Annotated in this window: 18 protein-coding genes; 1 reads left to right on the top strand and 17 read right to left on the bottom strand. The window is 62.9% G+C overall.

The genetic code is table 11. From position 1 onward, the window contains the following. From AC13EK_RS19060 to AC13EK_RS19075, 4 genes are all read right to left on the bottom strand, one after another. The coding region (locus AC13EK_RS19060; protein WP_483022329.1) for a hypothetical protein at positions 1-1,717 on the bottom strand (1,717 nt) is incomplete at its 3' end. Next, positions 1,714-2,517 carry a hypothetical protein gene (locus AC13EK_RS19065; protein WP_483022330.1) on the bottom strand — a complete coding sequence of 268 codons (804 nt, stop codon included), beginning with the start codon at positions 2,515-2,517 and terminating at the stop codon, positions 1,714-1,716. The genes AC13EK_RS19060 and AC13EK_RS19065, both read right to left, overlap by 4 nt. Then, positions 2,514-2,873: a hypothetical protein gene (locus AC13EK_RS19070; protein ID WP_122927931.1), complete on the bottom strand. Its 360-nt coding sequence runs from the start codon at positions 2,871-2,873 to the stop codon at positions 2,514-2,516. The genes AC13EK_RS19065 and AC13EK_RS19070 overlap by 4 nt, the downstream gene beginning before the upstream one ends. Beyond that, the gene (locus tag AC13EK_RS19075) at positions 2,873-5,992 is read right to left on the bottom strand and encodes a coiled-coil domain-containing protein (protein ID WP_483022331.1); all 3,120 of its coding nucleotides are present in this window, start codon (positions 5,990-5,992) and stop codon (positions 2,873-2,875) included. The genes AC13EK_RS19070 and AC13EK_RS19075 overlap by 1 nt, the downstream gene beginning before the upstream one ends. 115 nt (positions 5,993-6,107) lie before the next feature. Here AC13EK_RS19075 and AC13EK_RS19080 point away from each other — a divergent pair, with 115 nt between their 5' ends. After that, positions 6,108-6,464, top strand: coding sequence for a hypothetical protein (locus AC13EK_RS19080; RefSeq protein ID WP_483022332.1), 357 nt, complete (start codon positions 6,108-6,110; stop codon positions 6,462-6,464). Positions 6,465-6,481: 17 nt separating this feature from the next. Here AC13EK_RS19080 and AC13EK_RS19085 read toward each other — a convergent pair whose 3' ends face one another. The 13 genes from AC13EK_RS19085 to AC13EK_RS19145 all read right to left on the bottom strand — a co-directional run bounded on the left by AC13EK_RS19085 (position 6,482) and on the right by AC13EK_RS19145 (position 18,134). Continuing rightward, a complete protein-coding gene (locus AC13EK_RS19085; protein ID WP_483022333.1) occupies positions 6,482-7,186 on the bottom strand; it encodes a DUF6441 family protein in 705 nt (234 codons plus the stop codon). A gap of 174 nt (positions 7,187-7,360) precedes the next feature. After that, a complete protein-coding gene (locus AC13EK_RS19090) occupies positions 7,361-8,038 on the bottom strand; it encodes a hypothetical protein (protein WP_483022334.1) in 678 nt (225 codons plus the stop codon). Positions 8,039-8,043: 5 nt separating this feature from the next. Continuing rightward, a complete protein-coding gene (locus AC13EK_RS19095) occupies positions 8,044-9,270 on the bottom strand; it encodes a hypothetical protein (protein ID WP_483022335.1) in 1,227 nt (408 codons plus the stop codon). 18 nt (positions 9,271-9,288) lie between these two features. Then, positions 9,289-9,702 carry a hypothetical protein gene (locus AC13EK_RS19100; RefSeq protein WP_483022336.1) on the bottom strand — a complete coding sequence of 138 codons (414 nt, stop codon included), beginning with the start codon at positions 9,700-9,702 and terminating at the stop codon, positions 9,289-9,291. Continuing rightward, a complete protein-coding gene (locus AC13EK_RS19105) occupies positions 9,699-10,019 on the bottom strand; it encodes a hypothetical protein (protein ID WP_483022337.1) in 321 nt (106 codons plus the stop codon). Before AC13EK_RS19105 ends, AC13EK_RS19100 begins: the two co-directional genes overlap by 4 nt. Next, on the bottom strand, positions 10,016-10,183 hold the full coding sequence (locus AC13EK_RS19110; RefSeq protein WP_483022338.1) for a hypothetical protein: 168 nt from the start codon (positions 10,181-10,183) through the stop codon (positions 10,016-10,018). The genes AC13EK_RS19105 and AC13EK_RS19110 overlap by 4 nt, the downstream gene beginning before the upstream one ends. A gap of 80 nt (positions 10,184-10,263) precedes the next feature. Further along, the gene (locus tag AC13EK_RS19115) at positions 10,264-10,437 is read right to left on the bottom strand and encodes a hypothetical protein (protein WP_313737214.1); all 174 of its coding nucleotides are present in this window, start codon (positions 10,435-10,437) and stop codon (positions 10,264-10,266) included. A gap of 54 nt (positions 10,438-10,491) precedes the next feature. Then, positions 10,492-12,513: a phage major capsid protein gene (locus AC13EK_RS19120; protein WP_483022339.1), complete on the bottom strand. Its 2,022-nt coding sequence runs from the start codon at positions 12,511-12,513 to the stop codon at positions 10,492-10,494. Between the two features lie 15 nt (positions 12,514-12,528). Then, complete coding sequence (locus tag AC13EK_RS19125) at positions 12,529-14,058, bottom strand: phage portal protein (RefSeq protein WP_483022340.1); 1,530 nt, start codon at positions 14,056-14,058, stop codon at positions 12,529-12,531. After that, positions 14,058-14,618, bottom strand: coding sequence for a hypothetical protein (locus AC13EK_RS19130; RefSeq protein ID WP_483022341.1), 561 nt, complete (start codon positions 14,616-14,618; stop codon positions 14,058-14,060). Before AC13EK_RS19130 ends, AC13EK_RS19125 begins: the two co-directional genes overlap by 1 nt. Positions 14,619-14,621: 3 nt before the next feature. Then, positions 14,622-16,742: a terminase gpA endonuclease subunit gene (locus tag AC13EK_RS19135; RefSeq protein ID WP_483022342.1), complete on the bottom strand. Its 2,121-nt coding sequence runs from the start codon at positions 16,740-16,742 to the stop codon at positions 14,622-14,624. Continuing rightward, the gene (locus AC13EK_RS19140; RefSeq protein WP_483022343.1) at positions 16,684-17,277 is read right to left on the bottom strand and encodes a hypothetical protein; all 594 of its coding nucleotides are present in this window, start codon (positions 17,275-17,277) and stop codon (positions 16,684-16,686) included. The genes AC13EK_RS19135 and AC13EK_RS19140 overlap by 59 nt, the downstream gene beginning before the upstream one ends. 398 nt (positions 17,278-17,675) lie before the next feature. Beyond that, on the bottom strand, positions 17,676-18,134 hold the full coding sequence (locus AC13EK_RS19145) for a hypothetical protein (RefSeq protein ID WP_483022344.1): 459 nt from the start codon (positions 18,132-18,134) through the stop codon (positions 17,676-17,678). Between the last annotated feature and the right edge of the window lie 90 nt (positions 18,135-18,224).

Consider the following 18,224-nt stretch of genomic DNA (forward strand, 5'->3'; position numbering starts at 1 on the left):
TGATGGTAGCAAGATCGCTCGTTACCGACGCGCTCAGATCGTCGATCGAATGACGGACGATATCGACTTCATCATTGAGCGATCCAACCGCCTGATTAAGCGTTGCCAGCGAACCCGTTACCGAAGCGTCCAGACCCTCGATCGCCTGGCGGACGCCATCAATCTCGCCATCAAGCGAGGCAACAGCCGCAGTGATGGCCGCCAGATCGGCCGACACGGCACCTTCAATCGCCGCGATCTGTGCTTGCGCGGCGGCGATATTGGTCTGGGCGGTGGCAGTGTCGGCTTCGAGCTGGGCCAGCTGATCCTTTTCCGCAGCGCTGGCGCCATTGGTGGCGCCAGGCTCAGCCGGCTTCAGTTCCTCGACCGGGGTTCCATCTTCATAAGTGATATTGCCGGCGGTAATGGCGTCGGACAGGCGAAACCAGTTCGGATTATTGTCCGCCGGGGCCGACCCCCTCGCGGGCGTGGTGCCGACGAACAGCCATTGCGAGCCATTCGGCAGCGTGACCATGTCGCCTTCACGATAGGTTTCGTCAGGGTCGTAAGGGCCACGCGGGTTCAGCGGTGCGCTGAAGGCGATGTCGTTCAGCCCATGGACCTGCCAGGTGACCGCCGCGCCCTGGACAATCTTCCAGTAAGGAGCGCTGGTTTCGACCTGCTGGACATCGGCAACGGGCGGCAGACTGCTGCCATCGGCAGCAATCGTCATGCTGGCAGCGCCAATGCCGATCGCCGACAGGCGCAATACGCCCAGCCAATCGACATAGGCGACGGCGTTGACGGACATGGCGACGCGCTGGATCAGCTCGCGCGCAGTGGTCTGGGCATTCACGACGATCGAGAGCGGCCAGGGGCGAGCAGTATTCAGGGCGGCCACGTCCGCTGCCGACAGGCGGGCAGCGCCACCCGCGATCGTGGCGATACGGCGGATGATATCGCCGGGCAGACGGCTCCAGCCGCCCACGGCATCGCCCTGAATGTGGAAGGACAGCAGGCCTTCGGGCGGCGCGCCAAATTTGACGAAGCCCTGCGCCCGGCACGTCGCCCACTGCCCGCGCGTCACAGCACCGCTTTTAAGGGCCGCGAAATTCGCCGCATTGGCCGAAGGAGCGCCAAAGCGGTTCAGTCGCTCAAAGGCCACTTCAAACCCGTTGAGCGTCCCATAGCCGGACAGCTGATAGATATTGTCGACGGCATCGACCAAAGTGGCCGGGACGAAGCGCGGCGCGCCAAGCGCCAGCGTCTTGACCTGGCCCTCCAGATCAGTGCCGCCTTCCGCCGCGCCAGTGCCGGCATAGGTCGCCAGCATCGGCTGATCCAGCCAGCTATCATCCGCGCCAAAGCTGATCGACATGGCGCCGCCGTCGACAGAAGGCTGTTCCTTCACGCGCCCGTCGAATGTCAGCACGAAGCTTGAGAATGCGTCGCCCAGCTCGCCGCCCCAGATGCGGATACGCGCGTCATGGATAGCTAGGCGAGGAAGAGACGGGATCGCCTCGATATTCGCTTCCAGCGTGCCGGACGGCGACGTGATCGAGCCGCCGTCAAAGCTGCCGTCGAAGAAGTCATAGCGCAGCGTCGGCAGCTTCGCGATCACGGGCCACCAGGTCTGCCCGTCGAGATGGCACAGCCGGTCATCGTCATGGCTGGCCATGCGCACCGTGGTGGCGGAGGCGCCGTCATAGGCGTCAATCTGGATCAGCCACGCCTTCATGCGTTCAGTCCGATCAGGCTGGCGCGCCATTCGAAGCCGCCGGGTTTCGCCCAGACGGTGCCCAGATCGCCCACCAGCGGGCCGAACCAGATGCGGTTCTGTCGCTGCGCATCATCGTCGGGATCGGTGATCAGGGCGACAGGCTCGCTGATGCCGATTTCCTCGATCAGCGGATGCACGACGGCTTCGACCTCATCCTTGAAGACGGCGCCGAAGGTGACGGCGACAGACCGCAGCTTCACGCCGCGACGGCGCAACAGCACCCCGCGAACGGAAAAATCGACATTGCTCATGTCGCGGACACCAAAGGCGGCACCGAACTGGAAATTGCGCTGAAGCTGGATTTTGCGGCCCATGACCAGACGCGCGACCGTCGCGGCGGCATTGGCCAGCCCGGCGATAGTCAGGCGCCAATAGCGCGAAGCCGGCGGCGGCGATGCGGGCGCAAACCAGACCGATCGGCCACGGCCAGACACCGGCATGGCGCTGCCGGCCAGGAAGGGCAGGGCAGCGCCCGCCCATGATCCGGCCGGGAAGGTCGCGCCCTGCGCAGCCGTGGCCGCCTCCACCTTCAGCGTCCAGCTGGACTTGGCGCCGGTGCAGCCCAACAGCAGGATGCTGTCGATCGTGACATTGGCGCCCATGTCGATCGTCAGCGTCTGACTGGCGGCACCCGTGGCACTTTTCCACACGACGCCCATATGATCATTGCCGACATAGGCAGGGTCGCTACCGGCCGCCGTGGAGCTGGCGCTGGCAGACGAAAAGGCCAGCGGCTTCACGATCACTGCATTGCTCATCCGAAATATTCCACATTGGTTTGCTCGTCTTCCAGATCGACTTCGATCCGGCTGACCATCATGTCGGCGTCGACGCCCTGTTCAGTGTCGATCAGCCGATGCGTGGGGATTGCGCCGTCCACGATCAGCAGCATGTCATCGACCTTCACGGTGAAGCGGCGACGCACGGTGCCGATCAGCGCCCGGCGCTGGGCACCGGCCGCTTCTGCATCGGCCCGCAGATCGAAAAAGCCTTCGGCAGGCTGATCGCTGTTGTTCCGAGCGGAAGGAAAGCGCGTCTTGATTGCCGCATCTTCGTTGGACACGACGATCTGTGGCCGCAGGGCTGCGGCGATATCAGCGGGAAGGGCGGGCATCAGTAGTTCCGGGACGTGCCAGTGAAAGTGGAGCCATCGCTCGCACCCAAGGCCTTCAACAGCGCCTGACTGGCGGCCAGTTGCTGTTGCAGCAATATGACCATGTTGGACGTGTCTGCCGCCATTGTGGTGGTGCTGGTGGCCGTCGTCTTGGCCGCCGATGCGGTTTCCTTCGCCAGCTGGTCCGATGCGCCGGCAATGGAGCTGACATTCTCGATCGAGGATATTGCCGAACTGGTCGCCGCCTGAATGGCGTCAAAGGCATCGAAATATTTGGATGTCGACCCGTATAGCTGGCGCTCGATATCCAGCCAGGTCTGGGCCGCATCCAGATAGGCGCTCTGGTCGATCGACTGGCCTTTGCCAATCTTGTCGAGATAGACGGCCAATTCATCATAGGCCGCCTTTTCCTGATCGCGCAGCGACAACGGCGAAGACGATCCCGCATCCATCGCCTTCAGATAGTCCTTCAGGCTTTGGGCGGCGCTGGCGGTGCTGCTCTTCACCTCTTCCAGCTCCAGATTATAGAGCTGCTGCGCTTCTGCCATCTGCTCAGCGGTGGCAGCGCCTTCTTTCAACGCAGCCCAGGTGTCGTCCCATTTGTCGTTCAGCTGCTCGATCGCGTAGCCGACAGGGTCTAGACGCGCCTGCAACGCCTTGGGGATTGCCTCGATCGCGGCCGCTTTCTGGATCGCCTCAGACAGGTCGGCGCCCGAAGTCAGAAGGCGCTTGCTCGCCTCCGATATACCCATGATCGCGCCATCCGACACCGCGTCGGCAATGGCATAGGCAATGGCGCCTTCGACATCGTCGTCAAATTCGACTGCGCCATTCTTCGTCTTCAGCGACGATCCGGTCGGATTGACGCGATAGTCGCCGTCGCGGATGCCGATCGTGGTGCGGAAGCTTCCGACACTGCCGCCCAGCTGGTCGGCCAAATCCTTCAGGCCAGACAGCACACTGTCGGCCAGTCCGCTGGCAACGCCATATTGCTTCTTGTCTTTGCCGCCGATCGACACGTTGTCCAGGCCGGTGATGGTGGCACCTGCTGACCGACTAGGATTGATCAGGTTCGAAATGGGGCCGGTCAGCACGCCCAGCGGGCCACCCTTGAAACCGAAAATTTCACCGATCATGCTGTTGGCGGCGGATGCCATGGCCAGCGGACCCAGCACCGACGCTGCGCCGGCTGCGATCCCGCTCAGACCACTGGTCGCACCGAACTGCTTGGCCAGGCCGGCCGCCGCCGCAATCTGCCCCGCGTCTCCACCTTCGGCGGCCGCCTGCTCAGCGAGGCCGCTGGCGCGCCCGCCACCGTTGGTCAGCGCCGACAGGATGGCGCTTGCCGGTCCGCCAAAGCCCATGGTGCTGGTGGCCGTGTTCAGAGCCGTCAGAGGATCGAAGGGGCGACCGGAGAATTGCGCGATGGTCCATTGCGCCGCCAGCGTCGCCATGACCTCCATGCCTTCGCGTTTGAAATCCCGCCAGATATCGCTGCTATGGCCAGAGAACAGGTCATAATAGAGCCGCGACAAATCCTCGATCGACCGACGCTGACGTTCGTCTGCTTCCTCGCGCAGGCGGTCGATCTCTTCCTGTGCCTTGCGCTCATTCTCGACACGCGCCTTGGCTTCTGCGGCATCCGCATCCCGATCGACTTCGGCCGTGCGGATTTCCTTCAGCAGCTCATACTGCTCGCGCAGTGGCGCCACCTGCTCTTCGCGGATACCCAGCAGCTTCGCCGCCTCTGTATTCGTCGTGCCCTCCAGTCCGGGGAACTGGCGCTGGATTTCCAGCATCGCTTCCTGAAGGTCAGCCTGCCGATCGAGGCCACGCGCGCGCAGATCAGCCAGCTGCTGACTGTCGCGCTGACGCTCGATCGTCTCTTCCAGGCTTTCGCGAAGCCGCTGTTCGGCATCATTCTGCTTTTCCAGCTCGCGATCGGCGTCGGACTTGCCAGAGCTTGCCGCACGACTCGATCCGCCCCCGCTTGATTTTGCCGGTGTTTCAACAGAAGGCTTCGCGGTGGGTGTAGCAGCGAATTGAGGCTTGACGCGCATCCAAGCAAGTTCCTGCTGCGCTACCCGCATCAGCCGGAGCGCTTCCTGCTGGCGCTCTACCGCTTGGTTCCGAGCCTGTTGTCCAGCCCGGCTGTTGTCTCGCCGTGCGGCCAGACGTTCAACTTCGCTGTTTGCTTTTTGCAGATCAGCCGTGCGAGACTGAAGATATCGCACGGGATCGGCCGCAACTTCCTGCCGCGCGGGACTGGCGAAGAAGCCAGCGGCCCAACCTTCGTCACGCTTGATCCGCTCAACACCCTGCATCGTCTTGAAGAACCACGATGCCTTGTCCGCAGCCCAGCCCAACGCATTGGCCAAGCCCATGATTGCATCGGTATTTTCCAGAACCACCGTAGCCATTTTGGCCTCAAGCACTTGTCGGACCTGCGACAATTTTTGCGCTGTTACGTCTGCGTTCTGGATTGCGTCTTCCGAGATTACGACACCAAACTGGTGTGCAGCCTCCCGCAAACTATTTACGCGCGCCGCACCGGCAGAAAGGAGCGGATCGATTTGACGCCAGCTGTCGCCGAAAATCGCGGATTTCGCGCGCGCCCGTTCGATCGGGTCGGCAATGCCGTTCAGGCGCGCGATCAGTTCAGCCATCACGTCCGACGTATTTTTCGCAGATCCCGATGCAGTGGTCACGTCGATGCCAAGGTCCTTGAAGGCCTCGCCGGCATCTTTGCTACCGGACCTTGCGTCCGCGATCTTCATCAGCAGGTCGCCCATGCTGCCACTTAGATCGGCCTGAGTTACCCCGACCTGTTCCGCTGCGTATCGATATTCCTGTAGCGCATCGGTCGAAACGCCAAGTTGCTGGCTCTGCTGTTTTAAATCCTTCGCCTGATCCAGCGCCTGCTTGCCGATTGTAAACGCGGCTGTTGCAGCAGCGCCGGTCATCAATCCTGCCAGCCCCACGGAAAACCGCTGTCCAAAGCCGGCTGACGCACGTTCCCCAGCCGAAGCGGCTTCGCGTTCGAAATCTCCGAAAGCAGCCTTCGATCCGCGCGAAAATTCTTCCGCCCGAATTTTCAGGCGGGCAAGGATGTCGACCATGACGGCTCCAAAAAAAAGCCGCCCTGTCGGACGGCGTGAGAAAATCTAACCGATCGCTACCTAGACTCTGTATCGGCTCGGCGATAACGTTCGGCCCGTTTGAACGGGGGCTAAAATGCTGATTGCGATCCTTGCTGCATCTTTGAGTGTTCCAACAGCTCAGGAGCAAGCTTCTATAAAGAACGCATTTGAAGATGTATTATTGGATGCTGCTAGCGCCCGGTTTCGTTGGCCGAAGATGGCAAGTGAAGCCAGCTATTGTGGTTGGGTGAATGCTAAAAACGCGGTTGGAGCATTCACGGGATGGCAGCAATACTATCTGATATATAGCACGTCGAAAGAAAATAAATTGGTTGTGATCGGAACGCCAATTCTTTCGAATGATCCAAAAATGGGTAGCGTTGCATCAAAAATGTGCATTCGCGCAGGCTACAGTTCCGACCAAAAAATGTCAGAGCTTCCAGAAAGCTAGATCGCCGCATTGGCGGATTAGGCGCTGAACCTTCGCCCCACTGCCGTTGTGCGCTCGCGGTAATCCTTGGCGAGATAGGCCTCCGCCTGCCGCACGATCGGATCGACCGCCACCTTGTTGGCAAAGCGCTGGAACGGGATCAGCACGAAGATGGTGACCGACTGCACTCGCGCCGGGCTTCCGTCCCGATTGATATAGCGCTGATTGCGCAGCCGCTTTTTCGTCGGGACGCGGACGCCGATGCCATTGGCGCCGAACATCACATGTTCGGCCACCAGGCGCGACGGCTTGCCATCCTTGCCATGAACATATTCCAGACGGACGCCGTTGCGGCGCTCCCATTCGCCCGGCGTGATATTGCGGTTGCGCCCCAGCACGCCGGCTTCCGGCGTCGGGAGCGCCAGCCATTCGCCCGACGCCTTCTTGTTGATGCCGGGCTTGGTCCAATAGGCCATCGCACCGATGGAGCGCTTACCGCCGTTGACATAGACCTGACCTTCCGGCGCATAGGCCGGGCGGCCCTGCGCGGGATAGGCGTCGGATTTCCACGCGCGCCATAGGCGCCCCTTTACCGAACGCCTGGTCTGATCCTCCAGGCGGCGCTCCAGCCATTTCGTGCTGGCGTGGATGGATCGGGTGCCGGCCAGCAACATGGCGGTGATGATGGCATCACTGCGACGATCGAGGTCAGTCCGGTCGACGGATAGTTCAAGTGCCGGCATCGTCTTTCTCGCTCACCATCATTTCCAGCAGGTCAAAGGCGTCCATCAGCGCGGCAGGCTGCTGGCCATAGCCACCCGGCCCCGGCATTATCGGGGTGCCCCCGCCTAGGGCGCCGCCGCGCGCTCGACACCGCAACCACAGGTCGACGGTGAAGAGCGCCCAGGCGGGCAGGGTCAGGCGGGGGTTTTCTCCGTATCGCTCCCCGGCGATGATCCATCCGTCCCCGAAGGTTCGGCCGAAGGCGAAGTCTCTTGGTCGTCGCCGGACTTCAAGGGCGCATCGGAGTTTTTTCGGGCGCTAAGCCCATATTGCCGGTCATAGGCCTCCATGCCGGCGACGCGTAGCAGCAGCGGTTCGATCGTTGTCAGCGTCGCCGGGTCGATCTGCCCATTGATGCCCCGCACCGGTCGACCCTCGACATTCTCCCAATCCACGCAATAGCGGCAGAATGCGACCATGGGCAGGATCGCCCGGCGCCGTTCCTCACGCTCGACCAGCGCCCGATAGGCCGGGAAATGCTGGGCAATCGTCTGGGTCACCTGCTGCAACAGCTGGATTTCGGCGGGGTCGACCAGCTCGCCTTTCGCCGCCGTTTCGGCAAGTGCGATCAGGTGGGCGGTGTCTTCCCCGGCAAAGGCGCTGATACCGTCGATCAGGGCGCCATGCTTTTCCCATGGCCAGATTTCACCGGCATTATAGGCAGGGCCGGATAGCTCAGCCTCCATCAGCTGGCGTTCGATGATGTCGCCCGCGCGAATGTAAAAGGTCGGGGCGCCGGGCGTGCCCTCCAGCCATTTCGGCGTGAAGGGTTCAGCCGCAGATGTGGCGGTGGATGCGATGATGATCGACATGGGCCTTACCAGAAACAGAGGATCGAGTCGCCGTCGCGCGCCTGGGCGTCGCGACCGGGGCTGAGCAGGCGGAAGCGGGTATCTTCCGACCGCAGCGAACCGCGCGTGCCGCTGTCGGCCGCAACGGGCTGCGCCAGCGGCATCGTGATGGCCCAGCGGTTGTAGGCGCCGCCGATAGCGCGGATCAGCGCGGGATATTGGGACATCGCCGCAATATCCGCCTCGACATTGCGCGTGGCGACCAGCGTGGCGAGCGGATCGCACCGCAGTTCGGGCACGCGACGGCCGAGCTGCGAAGCGCCGAAACCATAGCTGGTGTTGGGGTCTTCCGGGTTTTCCTGCGTCGTATTCTCCGCGATCGACCAGGACGAAATAGGAAGCTGCTGACGATTGACCAGAAAAGCGGGATCGACGCCGCTGACACCCATCGCCAGGATCGGGCCGCTATGCAGGGGCACGGCAGCGTCCGGCATGGTCGCGTCGACCTTGCCGGCATAGATGCCGGTGATGCGGAAGGTGAAGAAGCCGGACTTGGCGGTATCGCCGCCCCAATCCGTCAGGCTCACGCGACAGGCGATATATTTGCGCAGGACGCCGTCTTCGTTGAGGTAGAGCGTGCCGCTGGGCTGGTCGGTCAGTCGCGCGGCCTGATCCTTGGGGCTGGTCCCGGCATAGGTCCAGTTGGGCAGGATTTCGGCCTGCGTCGCCGTGGTCAGCACCGGATTGAAGCTGTCAGCAAGGGTTGCCACCCGCGCCGCCGTATAGTCGGTGATGAAGGTGGTGCGCCCGGCGCCCGGCCCGCCCGACAGCTTGAGTGGCATCCCGCGATAGGCTTGGGCAGTGGCGGCGAAGGCGGCCGCAAGCGTCGCGGTCCCACCGGCCACGGCAGTGACGGCAGCAGCGGCGATGGCTGCGGTGAACAGGGCTTTCTTGCCGGCGGCAACCAGCAAGGCATGATGGGGCGGCTTCACGCTAGCGGAATAGGCCGCGTTAGCGCCCTTCATCTTGCAACGGAAGGTGATTTCGGCGGGCTGACCGATCACGGTCGGCGCACCCGCGACGAAGGAACCGGTCACTTCGCTGGAGTCTTCGGTGGTGAAGGGGCTATTGAACTGCTGGCCGGTTTCGAACGGGAAGGCATCGGCCGCCGTGGGAACGGCGTCGACACCTTCGGTGGTTTCGATCTTGAACATCGCCACCGCATTGTCGGGGCGGATTACGGGATCACCCATGTCTTGCTCCTTGGGTCGTTAAGGTTGCCCGCGCCGGGTGGCGAAGGTGATGGTGAAGTCTTGGCTGAAGGCGAGGCGGGCGGCGCTGGCCAGCGGCGCGACGGCCATGCGCAAATCGCCCTCCTGAATATCTTCGATCACGTCGACGGTCGGGATCAGGCCAATGATGGCACCGACCGTTGCCGCATGCAGGGTGTTGAGGGCCGTATGCATGGCGCTGCCGCCAGACCCTTCAACATAGCCTTCGATCGAAATTGCCATGCCATAGCGGGTCGCGCTGGCTTCGCCCTCCAGCTGGCCTTGGCCGTCGTCCATGATGTGCAGGGCCGGGAAGGACGCCGGATCGCTTGAAGGCATCCGCTCGATTTCGGCGGCGCCGGTGGGGCCTAGCGCTTCCTCGATCGCGGCAAAGATGGTTTCGCGAACGCTCATGCCTTTTCAACCGTCAGGTCAAAGGCACCGATGTCATCGCGGCGCGTGATGTCGATGACGGCCCAATTGGTGGTGGCGCCGGTCATGGGGTCGCTGTGCTGGATGGCGTTGCGCTTGGCAGGTGCCTGCGGCAGGTCGCTCTGCTGGACTTCGAACCATACGCGCCGGGCGGTGTTGCCGGCGCCCTGAAAGGCATCGGCGACAACATCATATTTGGTGCCGGTGATGGTCGCGCCATCCAGCCCGGCACCGGTGTAGATGATCGGATCGGCAAAGGCCGAATGCAGGTCGGCCGCCGCGTCCGAAAATTCGGTCATTTCGTGGCGACCGCGTCTTCGACGGCGCCACCGTTGGCGACCAGCGCCTTGGCCCGATCGATGTCGATCTGATCCTTGGCCTTGCCGACGCCGATGCTGACGCCAGCTTCGCGCCGGGTCGCACCATTGTCGAGTTCGGCGGTATGAAGCGTGATGCTCTTCATGGAAAATGCCCTTCAAATAAGAAGGGCGCCGGTGGTCGTAGCCACCAGCGCCCGCGCTGACATCGTGCCTAGTGGCGCGATCAGTCCTTTTTTTCCGGTGGGGGCGGGGTGTCCGGCTTGTCCGGCCCCACCGATCCCTGCCTTTCGGCGATCTTGATCTGTTCGGACGCAACGTCCTTCACTTCTTCGCCCAGGTCGAAATGCTTGCCATCGATCCCGACGGGACGCTGAGCATATAGCTTTTTCACGGTCATGATGCTGTTTCCCTACGGGCCGGACGGGATGCCCGGCCCTCGCTGGAGGATGGATTAGTCGGTCAGGGCATCGCCCATGACGGCGAAGCTCTCCGCATGGCGGACGGCAATGTCGGCCGACTGGAAGGCTTCGATGCGAACCGAACCGGTGCCCGACAGAATGTAGGGGTTCACCAGCACGTCCAGGCCGCCCCACATGCCGATCAGCATGTCGGCCCAATTGCCGTAGATGATCGGCGAGCAATTGGTGGAAGTGCCCTTGGTCAGGTTCGACGGAACCTGATTGGAGACGGCGGCGCGATAGCCGTTCATCTCGTTGCCGCGTTCCCAGACCGGATCGCCATTGGTGCCGGCGAACTTCTGGGTCAGCTTCAGCTTGCCGCGAACCTTGGTGTTGGTCAGGTAGCCGAGGCTGCCAAGCTCGGCATTGGCATTGGCGACCGCCGTTTCCAGCTTGACGACATGCTCCCAGGTCGGCGCCGCACCATTGGCGCCACCGATGACGGATCCGATGCCGGTGGTGTTGAGCAGGCCGCGCGGCTGATTGGCCGATCCCGAACCATTCACGCCGGCTAGGTCAAGGGCGAGCGCGATCGAGAGCGCCAAATCCTGACGCACGAAGGACTCCACGTCGATCGACGACTGCATGAGCAGCTGGCGGGTCATGTCAGTGAAGGCCGCGACGGTTTTCGGCGACAGAGCCACCTGATCAAAGGCCTGCTGGCTTTCGGTCGGCGATGCACCTTCGCCGACCCAGTAGGCGGTGGCGCCGCCGGTCTGGCGCGGAATGGCCAGATTGCCGTTCAGGTCGCCCAGGATGCGGACGCCAAGGCCAGTCAGCGCCATCGCATTGCGCAGCAGTTCGATGAAGCTGCCCGCCAGCAGTTCGGTCGCGACAGTGTGGCCGCCGGCAGTGGCGGTGGTCACATTCAGGTCGCGGGCCTCGCCGTTGATGTCGGCGCGCAGAACGTCCAGCGGGATGCGCAGCGCCCCGGCCTTCGCCGAAGCATGGCCACGCTGCAAAGCGGCGGCCGAACATTCCAGTTCGAAACCAGCGGCCCGCTGAGCCTGCGCGTCGGTGGGGTTCGCCAAAGCGTTCATCAGGCGCACGAAGCTGAAGCTGCGCACGTCATTCTCGCCCATGCCGATCAGCGGCGTTTCGGCGGTACGGATCGGGGTCGCGTTGCCCGCCTGCGCTTCGAAATCGCGGATGAACTGGTCGATCGAACGGCCGTCATTGACCGCAGCTTCGCCCAGCTCGCGGCAGTTGAGCCGCGCAGCCATGGCACGGATATGGTTGGAGCGGTCGCGTTCGGCGGCGGCGATTGCCGCGATGTCCACCGTCTGGGCGCTCGACGCGCTGGTGGATGCGGCCGTAGCCGAGCGATGTTCGGTGACTGCCGAGGCAGCGGGTGCAGCAGCGACGGCGGCAGGCGCAGCAGCACCACCGCCCGCATTACGGGTGCCAAAATTCATGTCGTCATCTTCCTCTTGAACAAGGGAACGTGGATCAAAAGCGGGCGGCTCGCCTTCGCGGCCGACGCCAACGGTTGTGTCAGCAGGGATCGAAACCAGACTGATTTCGTATGGCTCCCAATCGGTTACCCGGTAGGTCGCATTGTCGCCGTCACGCTGCGCCAACACCATTTCGACGATGCGATAACCCACACTGACCAGTTTGCGGATGCCGTCTTGGACATCCTGAAAGACCTCCTGCGCGCGGGCCGATCGTCCAAACCGGACAGTCGCGCGGCCTTTCCTGCCTGAAATCCAGGCACGTTCCACAACACCCACCTGATCGCGGCTATTGTGGTCCATCAGGAGCGCGCCGCCACCGTTCAGCCGGCCAAGGCGGATTGCGGTATCGGCGTGATCCAGAATTTCGGTGCCCCACCAGCGCTCATATGGCTCTTCGCTGGAGAAGCTCAGTTCGACGGTGCGGGCCTCCACGTCGATCGCTTCGGCCCGCAGGGTGAATTGCATATCCCGACGCAACGTCTGGTCGGGTTCGCTGTCCCGCATCTGCGGGCCAGCCATCATCGTTCCCGCCAGCAGGGCGAGGGCAACTTTACTCATGACTGTCTCCTGAAATCAGGCGGCGGCGGATGCCGTGCCCGCATTGCTGTTGCCGCCGCCGCCAGCATGTGGCGTCGCCATGCCCCGTTCCTTTTCGCTGTCCAGTTCGGCCCAGACCTCATCCGGGTCGCGGCCGCGCTCGCGGATGATTTCCGCCCGGCTGCGCACCTCCAGCGCGACCGCCTCGCGATCGGCAGCAGCGTCATTCTTGGGATCGACCCAATCCCAACGGCGGCCGAAAAACACCGGCGCGTTGAACTTGTCGAACTTGCTGTAGGGCAGGGCCTTCAGGTCCGGATCATAGATCATCGAAAGACCCAGCCAGCGGCCGAAAATGACCTCCTTCGCTTCCGCATAGAAGCCCTGAAGCATCTTCCACATGTCGCGCTCATCCAGCGTCCCGGCGCGAATGGAACTGAAATTCACCTGTGTCAGATCGCCGGTCAGGCTGTGATTGGCGACCAGCAGGCCGGTCGACAGCCGCCGCAGAACATTGCGGGTGAAGGGATCATAGACCTCATTGGGATAGGTCGGGTCATATTCCTTCAGCTCATAGCCGTCTGGGATGACATCGAACGTCCCCGGTTCGGCCGCCGTAACGAAGTCCTGCTGATCGGTGTAGCCGTCGCCATCGTCTTCGCCCTCGCGCTGCATCGGGGGGCCGGCCTCAGGGTCTTTCTGCTGGAAAAAGCCCATCTTGGCGGCGCCAACATTCGCCGCGACCAGCGCCGCTTCGTCGAACTGGTCCAGATGCTTGGCATCGCGCAAGGCTACATAGGCCCACGGGATGCCGCGCCACTGGTCGATTTCCTCCGCGACGAACAGATGCATGATTTCGTTAGCGCTGACGCGCTCATAGCGCTGGCTGGCGGTGCCATGCATGTCCGCGCTGCCGCTCATGATCCGCAGATGATAGGCGACAGGCTTCATCCAGGCGTCGAACTCCACGCCCATGCGGATGCGGTGCCCGTTCGCTAGGTCCATATTATGGCCTTCGTCGAGCAGATGGCCGGACAGCAGCTGAAGCTGGAAGCGGTGCAGGCCACGGTCGCGACCTTCCACCATGCGGATCAGCACTTCACCATCCCGCGCGATCATGGTGATGGCCAAGGCGTCGAACTGCGTTTCGCTCAGCCGGCCGGTCACATCGAAATTGCCGCGCTTGCCCCACTTCTTATAGGCGCGGGCAATGCGCTTGCTGTCCTGCTGGTCCGGCGTCCCATCGGGGCGGCGGCAGTCGACTTTCAGCGTGAAACCCGCCGGGCCGATGATATGGGTGCGGACCAGCGATAGAAACTTGCGGCCATATTCATTGTTTCGGCCAAAATCGCGGCTACGCGCCCGCATCGGACGCAAATGGTTCAGCAGGGCCATGTTCACCGTTTCGTCGGTGGTGGTCCATTTGCTGGTCAGGCGATCGGTCACACCGGCCTGAAATCCACGTCGCGCATATCCACCGCGCGCAATCCGCTGGCGACGGGGCATGGCCGGGGCCGTATCCTGCGGCGCCGTGTCGCGCCCGATCTGAAGGCCGAAAATGCGCATTACAGGCTCACCAATATGCGGGCTGGGCCGCCGCGCCCGCGCTTGCGCTCTTCGGCGGCGACCAGCCCAGCATAGGTTTTCCGCATTTTCACCAGCTCATCATGGCTGATGCGCTTGATCTGGCGCCCGTCAGCCAGCGTGGTTTCCATATCCGTCTTCGATGCCCGGCCCTCAATCACGGCTTCCAGGGCATCGAGCGTCTTGCGCGCATGGCTGCGCGTGTCTGCTGCCGATGCCGGGTCCGGCAGAACGCGCATGCTGCCATTTTCAGCAGTGAAGCGGCCGTCCTCGCTCTCGACCTTTACCGACCAGCGCCAATCACCAGCGGGCCAATCGGCGGTCACCGATCCGGTAGCATATAGCAGCCATCCCCCGCTGCTCGCTTCCCCGTCGATCGTGACCGCCGACCCGCCACGTTCCGGCACAAAGATGAACGTGGCGCTATACCCATCGGACGCCGGATAGGTGGCGCCCAGATCGGCGCGGACCACGCGCAGGCTGTCGCCCGCCACTATGCTCGACGGCATCGCGGGCAGGGCGTCGGTCAGACGATTGATCATGGTCTAGCGGCTTCCTAGTCGGTTCATCCAGCCACCCGATCGGCGTGGAGCCGGGCGGCTCCGCGCTGGTTTTGGCGGCGGCGGTGGTGCGTTGACCGCCACCGGCTCCATCGTCGGGGCCGGTGTCGGGTCGTTGGCGGCAGGCGCAGGCAGGACGATGACGCCCTGCGCGGGCCAGATGATGCGGAAATCCTTTGGCACCCACCGCATATCGTTACGGCTTTGTGCAAAAGGCGGTTTCAGGATCGCGGCTTCGGCATAGACAAGGATATCCAGCGTCTCATTGCGAGCGCGCAGCTTCTCCCATTTGCCCTTCTTCAGCTCTTCGGCCGTGATTTCGTCCAGATGCTCATCGGTCAGGCCGAATATGCGCTGGTCAGTCCCGTCGACAAACTCGCCGCCGGGAAGATGGATATAGCCAGGCCCCGGCTTCTGCCGCCGCAATTTCGCGTCGATGATGTTCTTGATCTTGTGGACGTTGGGCAACCAGAGCCGGGCGCTATTGCGTTTGGCACCGCCCTTGACCTTCTGGTCGGCAAATTCGCCGGGCGGCATCAGCTTCTTGCCGTCGCGGTTGGAACCGCCCTTCACCAGCGTGATCCGCGACGGGTGGACGCCCAGCGCGCGGGCCGCATTCCAGAACCATTTCGCTCCCGCCGTAGCCTGGTCCCCCTTCTTGTCCGAACCGCCGGTATCGACGGTGACCGACAGGATCGGCGCGTGACCCACGACGGCACCACCTTCATCGACCATCGGATATTTCCGGTCGAACAGCGGCAGCAGCACTTTCCAATGCTCGGTATGGATGAACGGCGAAACTTGCGTCAGCCCGTCGTCCATCACGTCGATCGCAAAGCGGTCTATCAACCAGCGCTCACCATCGCGGCCATAGCCGACCACCCCGCATTCGAAGCGATCATGCTGAACGTCGATAATCAGGTTCAGCACTGTTGGGCCGCGCGGGACTGTCCCCAGGCGCCAGCCCATCGTCAAACGCTTGCGCAGATCGGCGGACGCTATCGGCTTTTCGCCGCTCGCCTGCGACCGGTAATTTTTGCCGCCTTTGGTATTGTAGAACGTCCGCAGATCGCTTTCGTCCTGCCGCAGCTCCCACGCCAGCATCGCTTCCCGCCACAGTCGCGCTAGCTTGGGCCAGCTGGTCAGAGCCATCAGCCCGTCGACGCGGAAGGAACGGCGCCGCTTGCTCGCGGTCGGGTTCGCGGCCACAAATCCTCTGCCCGGCAGATCGGCCAGACTGTCCAGCACAGCGCGGCGATCGTTCGGCTGCAACACGCACCCATTGGCACATGTCACCCATGCGCTGGCCTCCGCATCATCGGCCGATCCCTTCCGATCGAAATGCAGATCGGTCAGGATGTCGATTTCCCAGCGGTCGCCGCAGGACGGGCAGACGGGCTGCAATCGTTCGTCGGTCCCGCCCTCGACAAAGGCCTCTACGCCGCCGCCATCTTCACGCGCGGGCGAAGACGAGACGAACTTCTTGTCGCGGCCTTCGTGCGATGTATTGCGGCCCTCCAGCAGGGCGATGCCACTGCCCTGACCGCCCTTGTCCTTCGACGCGCCAATATCTTCGTCATACTGGTCATAATCGTCCAGCCAGCCATAGCGCACCGGCCGCTGGGTGAATTGCGACGGCACCGGCCAGACCGCCGCCATCGTCATGCCCTGAAACAGTTTCAGGTGGATCGCATTGGCATCGGGCGAAGGTTTCAGCTTGCGCTTTACCGAAGGCGTCTCATCGATCATTGGCGCCAGGCGCGTCTTCGAAAAGATGCCGGCCATGTTCTGGTCGGGCTGACAGACCAGACTATCAGACGGGTCTGTGTCCACGATCCAGCCCAGCCAGGCCAAACCGATTTCCGTGCCGCCGCACTGGCTGGGCTTGATCATGCCCACTTCCGCGACTTCCGGGTCGGAAAGGGCATCCATGATTTCCGTCTGCCATGGCAGGGTCGACGGATCATAAGCCCGATTGTCGATGGCCCACAGGCTGACGCTAGTTTTCAGCTTCGGTCGGACGTTGTGCGCCTGCCGACGAAGGACATCAGCGCCCGTCGTGGGCGGGGGAAGCTTCCATCGTGGAGCCGGTATCGCCGCTATCATCGACAATATCCTTGCCCCAATGCTCCATTTGGTCGGCGAACCACGATTGGTCCGCCGCGCGTAGTGTCTCGATCGCGGTCAGCTGCTCGCGCGTCAGGTCGATCTTCTTGGCAAGCCGTGCCGTGAAGGTGGCGGCGCGCTGCGCATAGCGGGCGAGGATGTCGCCAAAGGCGGCTTCGACCAACGCCACCGACACCAGTTCGCGGCGCAGCTGGCCCAGCTTCGTCGCGGCAATCTCTTCATCGATCAGCGCCTTGCGGTCGGCAATCGATAGGGTCGGGCCGGACGGCGGCGCCAGGCCAAGGTCCATGGCCATCTGGCCAAGAATTTCGCTCTTCTGCCTTTCGGCTTCGACCTTATCATTTTCCTTGGCGCGCCATGCGGCGATGGCCCCGGCAATGTCGATTTCATAGGCATCGCCATTGGAGCCGCGCTTTTTCAGCCAGTCGCAGTCGCGCTGATCTTTCAGCCACTTGCGCAGCGTCGGTTCGGAAGCGAGGCCAGTGGCCACCAGATCGGCGAGGTTCCCCAGCATCAGCGACCGAAACCCAAAGAAAAACAAAAGCTTGTCAAAAAATTCTGCGCGCTGGCAGACCGAACGCCTTCGGCCCCCGTATAGGCTCGCGAGCCGGGGAGGACCCAAAGGGGGGTGGGCGCAATATTCTGTCGCGCCGCGCCCGCCCGCGCAATTTCATTGCTGGCACTTGCGACGCGGTCGCAGCCCCGGCGCGGTCCATCCCCTATCGCGACGCGGTCGCAAATGACGACGCCCCGCGCTGCATGGGCAGGGCGAGGCGTCATCAGGTTGGAGAGGTCCACGCCCGCGCCGCGCCCATAGGCCCGCCACCAGCGTATCAACTGGATAGCTGATTTGGACGCAGAGACGAACAAACAATATTTCGATGCCATCACATTCTACCCCTTGCACCGTCTCTATGCGCGGATTTCTGCGGCGTTCAGCGCAACGCAGATCGCATTGACTGCGCGCCCGTAGCGCATCCGCAGGCCATCAGCGCCGCGCCGCATCCGCATCGGCCGAAGAAGCGACCGCCACGGCACCCGCTTGCGGCCTGCGGCCAAGGCGGTGACAGCCAGGACGACAAGCCGGCGGTCCCGCTCAGGCGCATGGCGTAGCCATGCAGTCGCTTCATCACGGCGGCGCATTTGCTCGCGAGAGAGAGGCAGCTTCGGCATCGGCGCATCCGCCCACCGATCGCTATCCCAATCCCAGCTGTCGTCGGTGGCGATCAGGTGCCACGGCCCATCACTGGCGAACGGCCACCAGCCCCCGCTGACGTGCCACCACAGCCGCATCGCTTCGACCAAGCGCTCTTCAACCAGCGCGAAGCTGTAGAAGTTGGGTTGTCCCCCCATATCAATTTGATGAACCATATCTTGTATCCTTGGAGAGTACGGATAGACGGATAGTTACAACCTGATGTGCCGTGCGCACCCACGCACCCGCACATAGATCGGGACCGG

The sequence above is a fragment of the Sphingobium sp. L-44 genome (genome assembly GCF_056859495.1).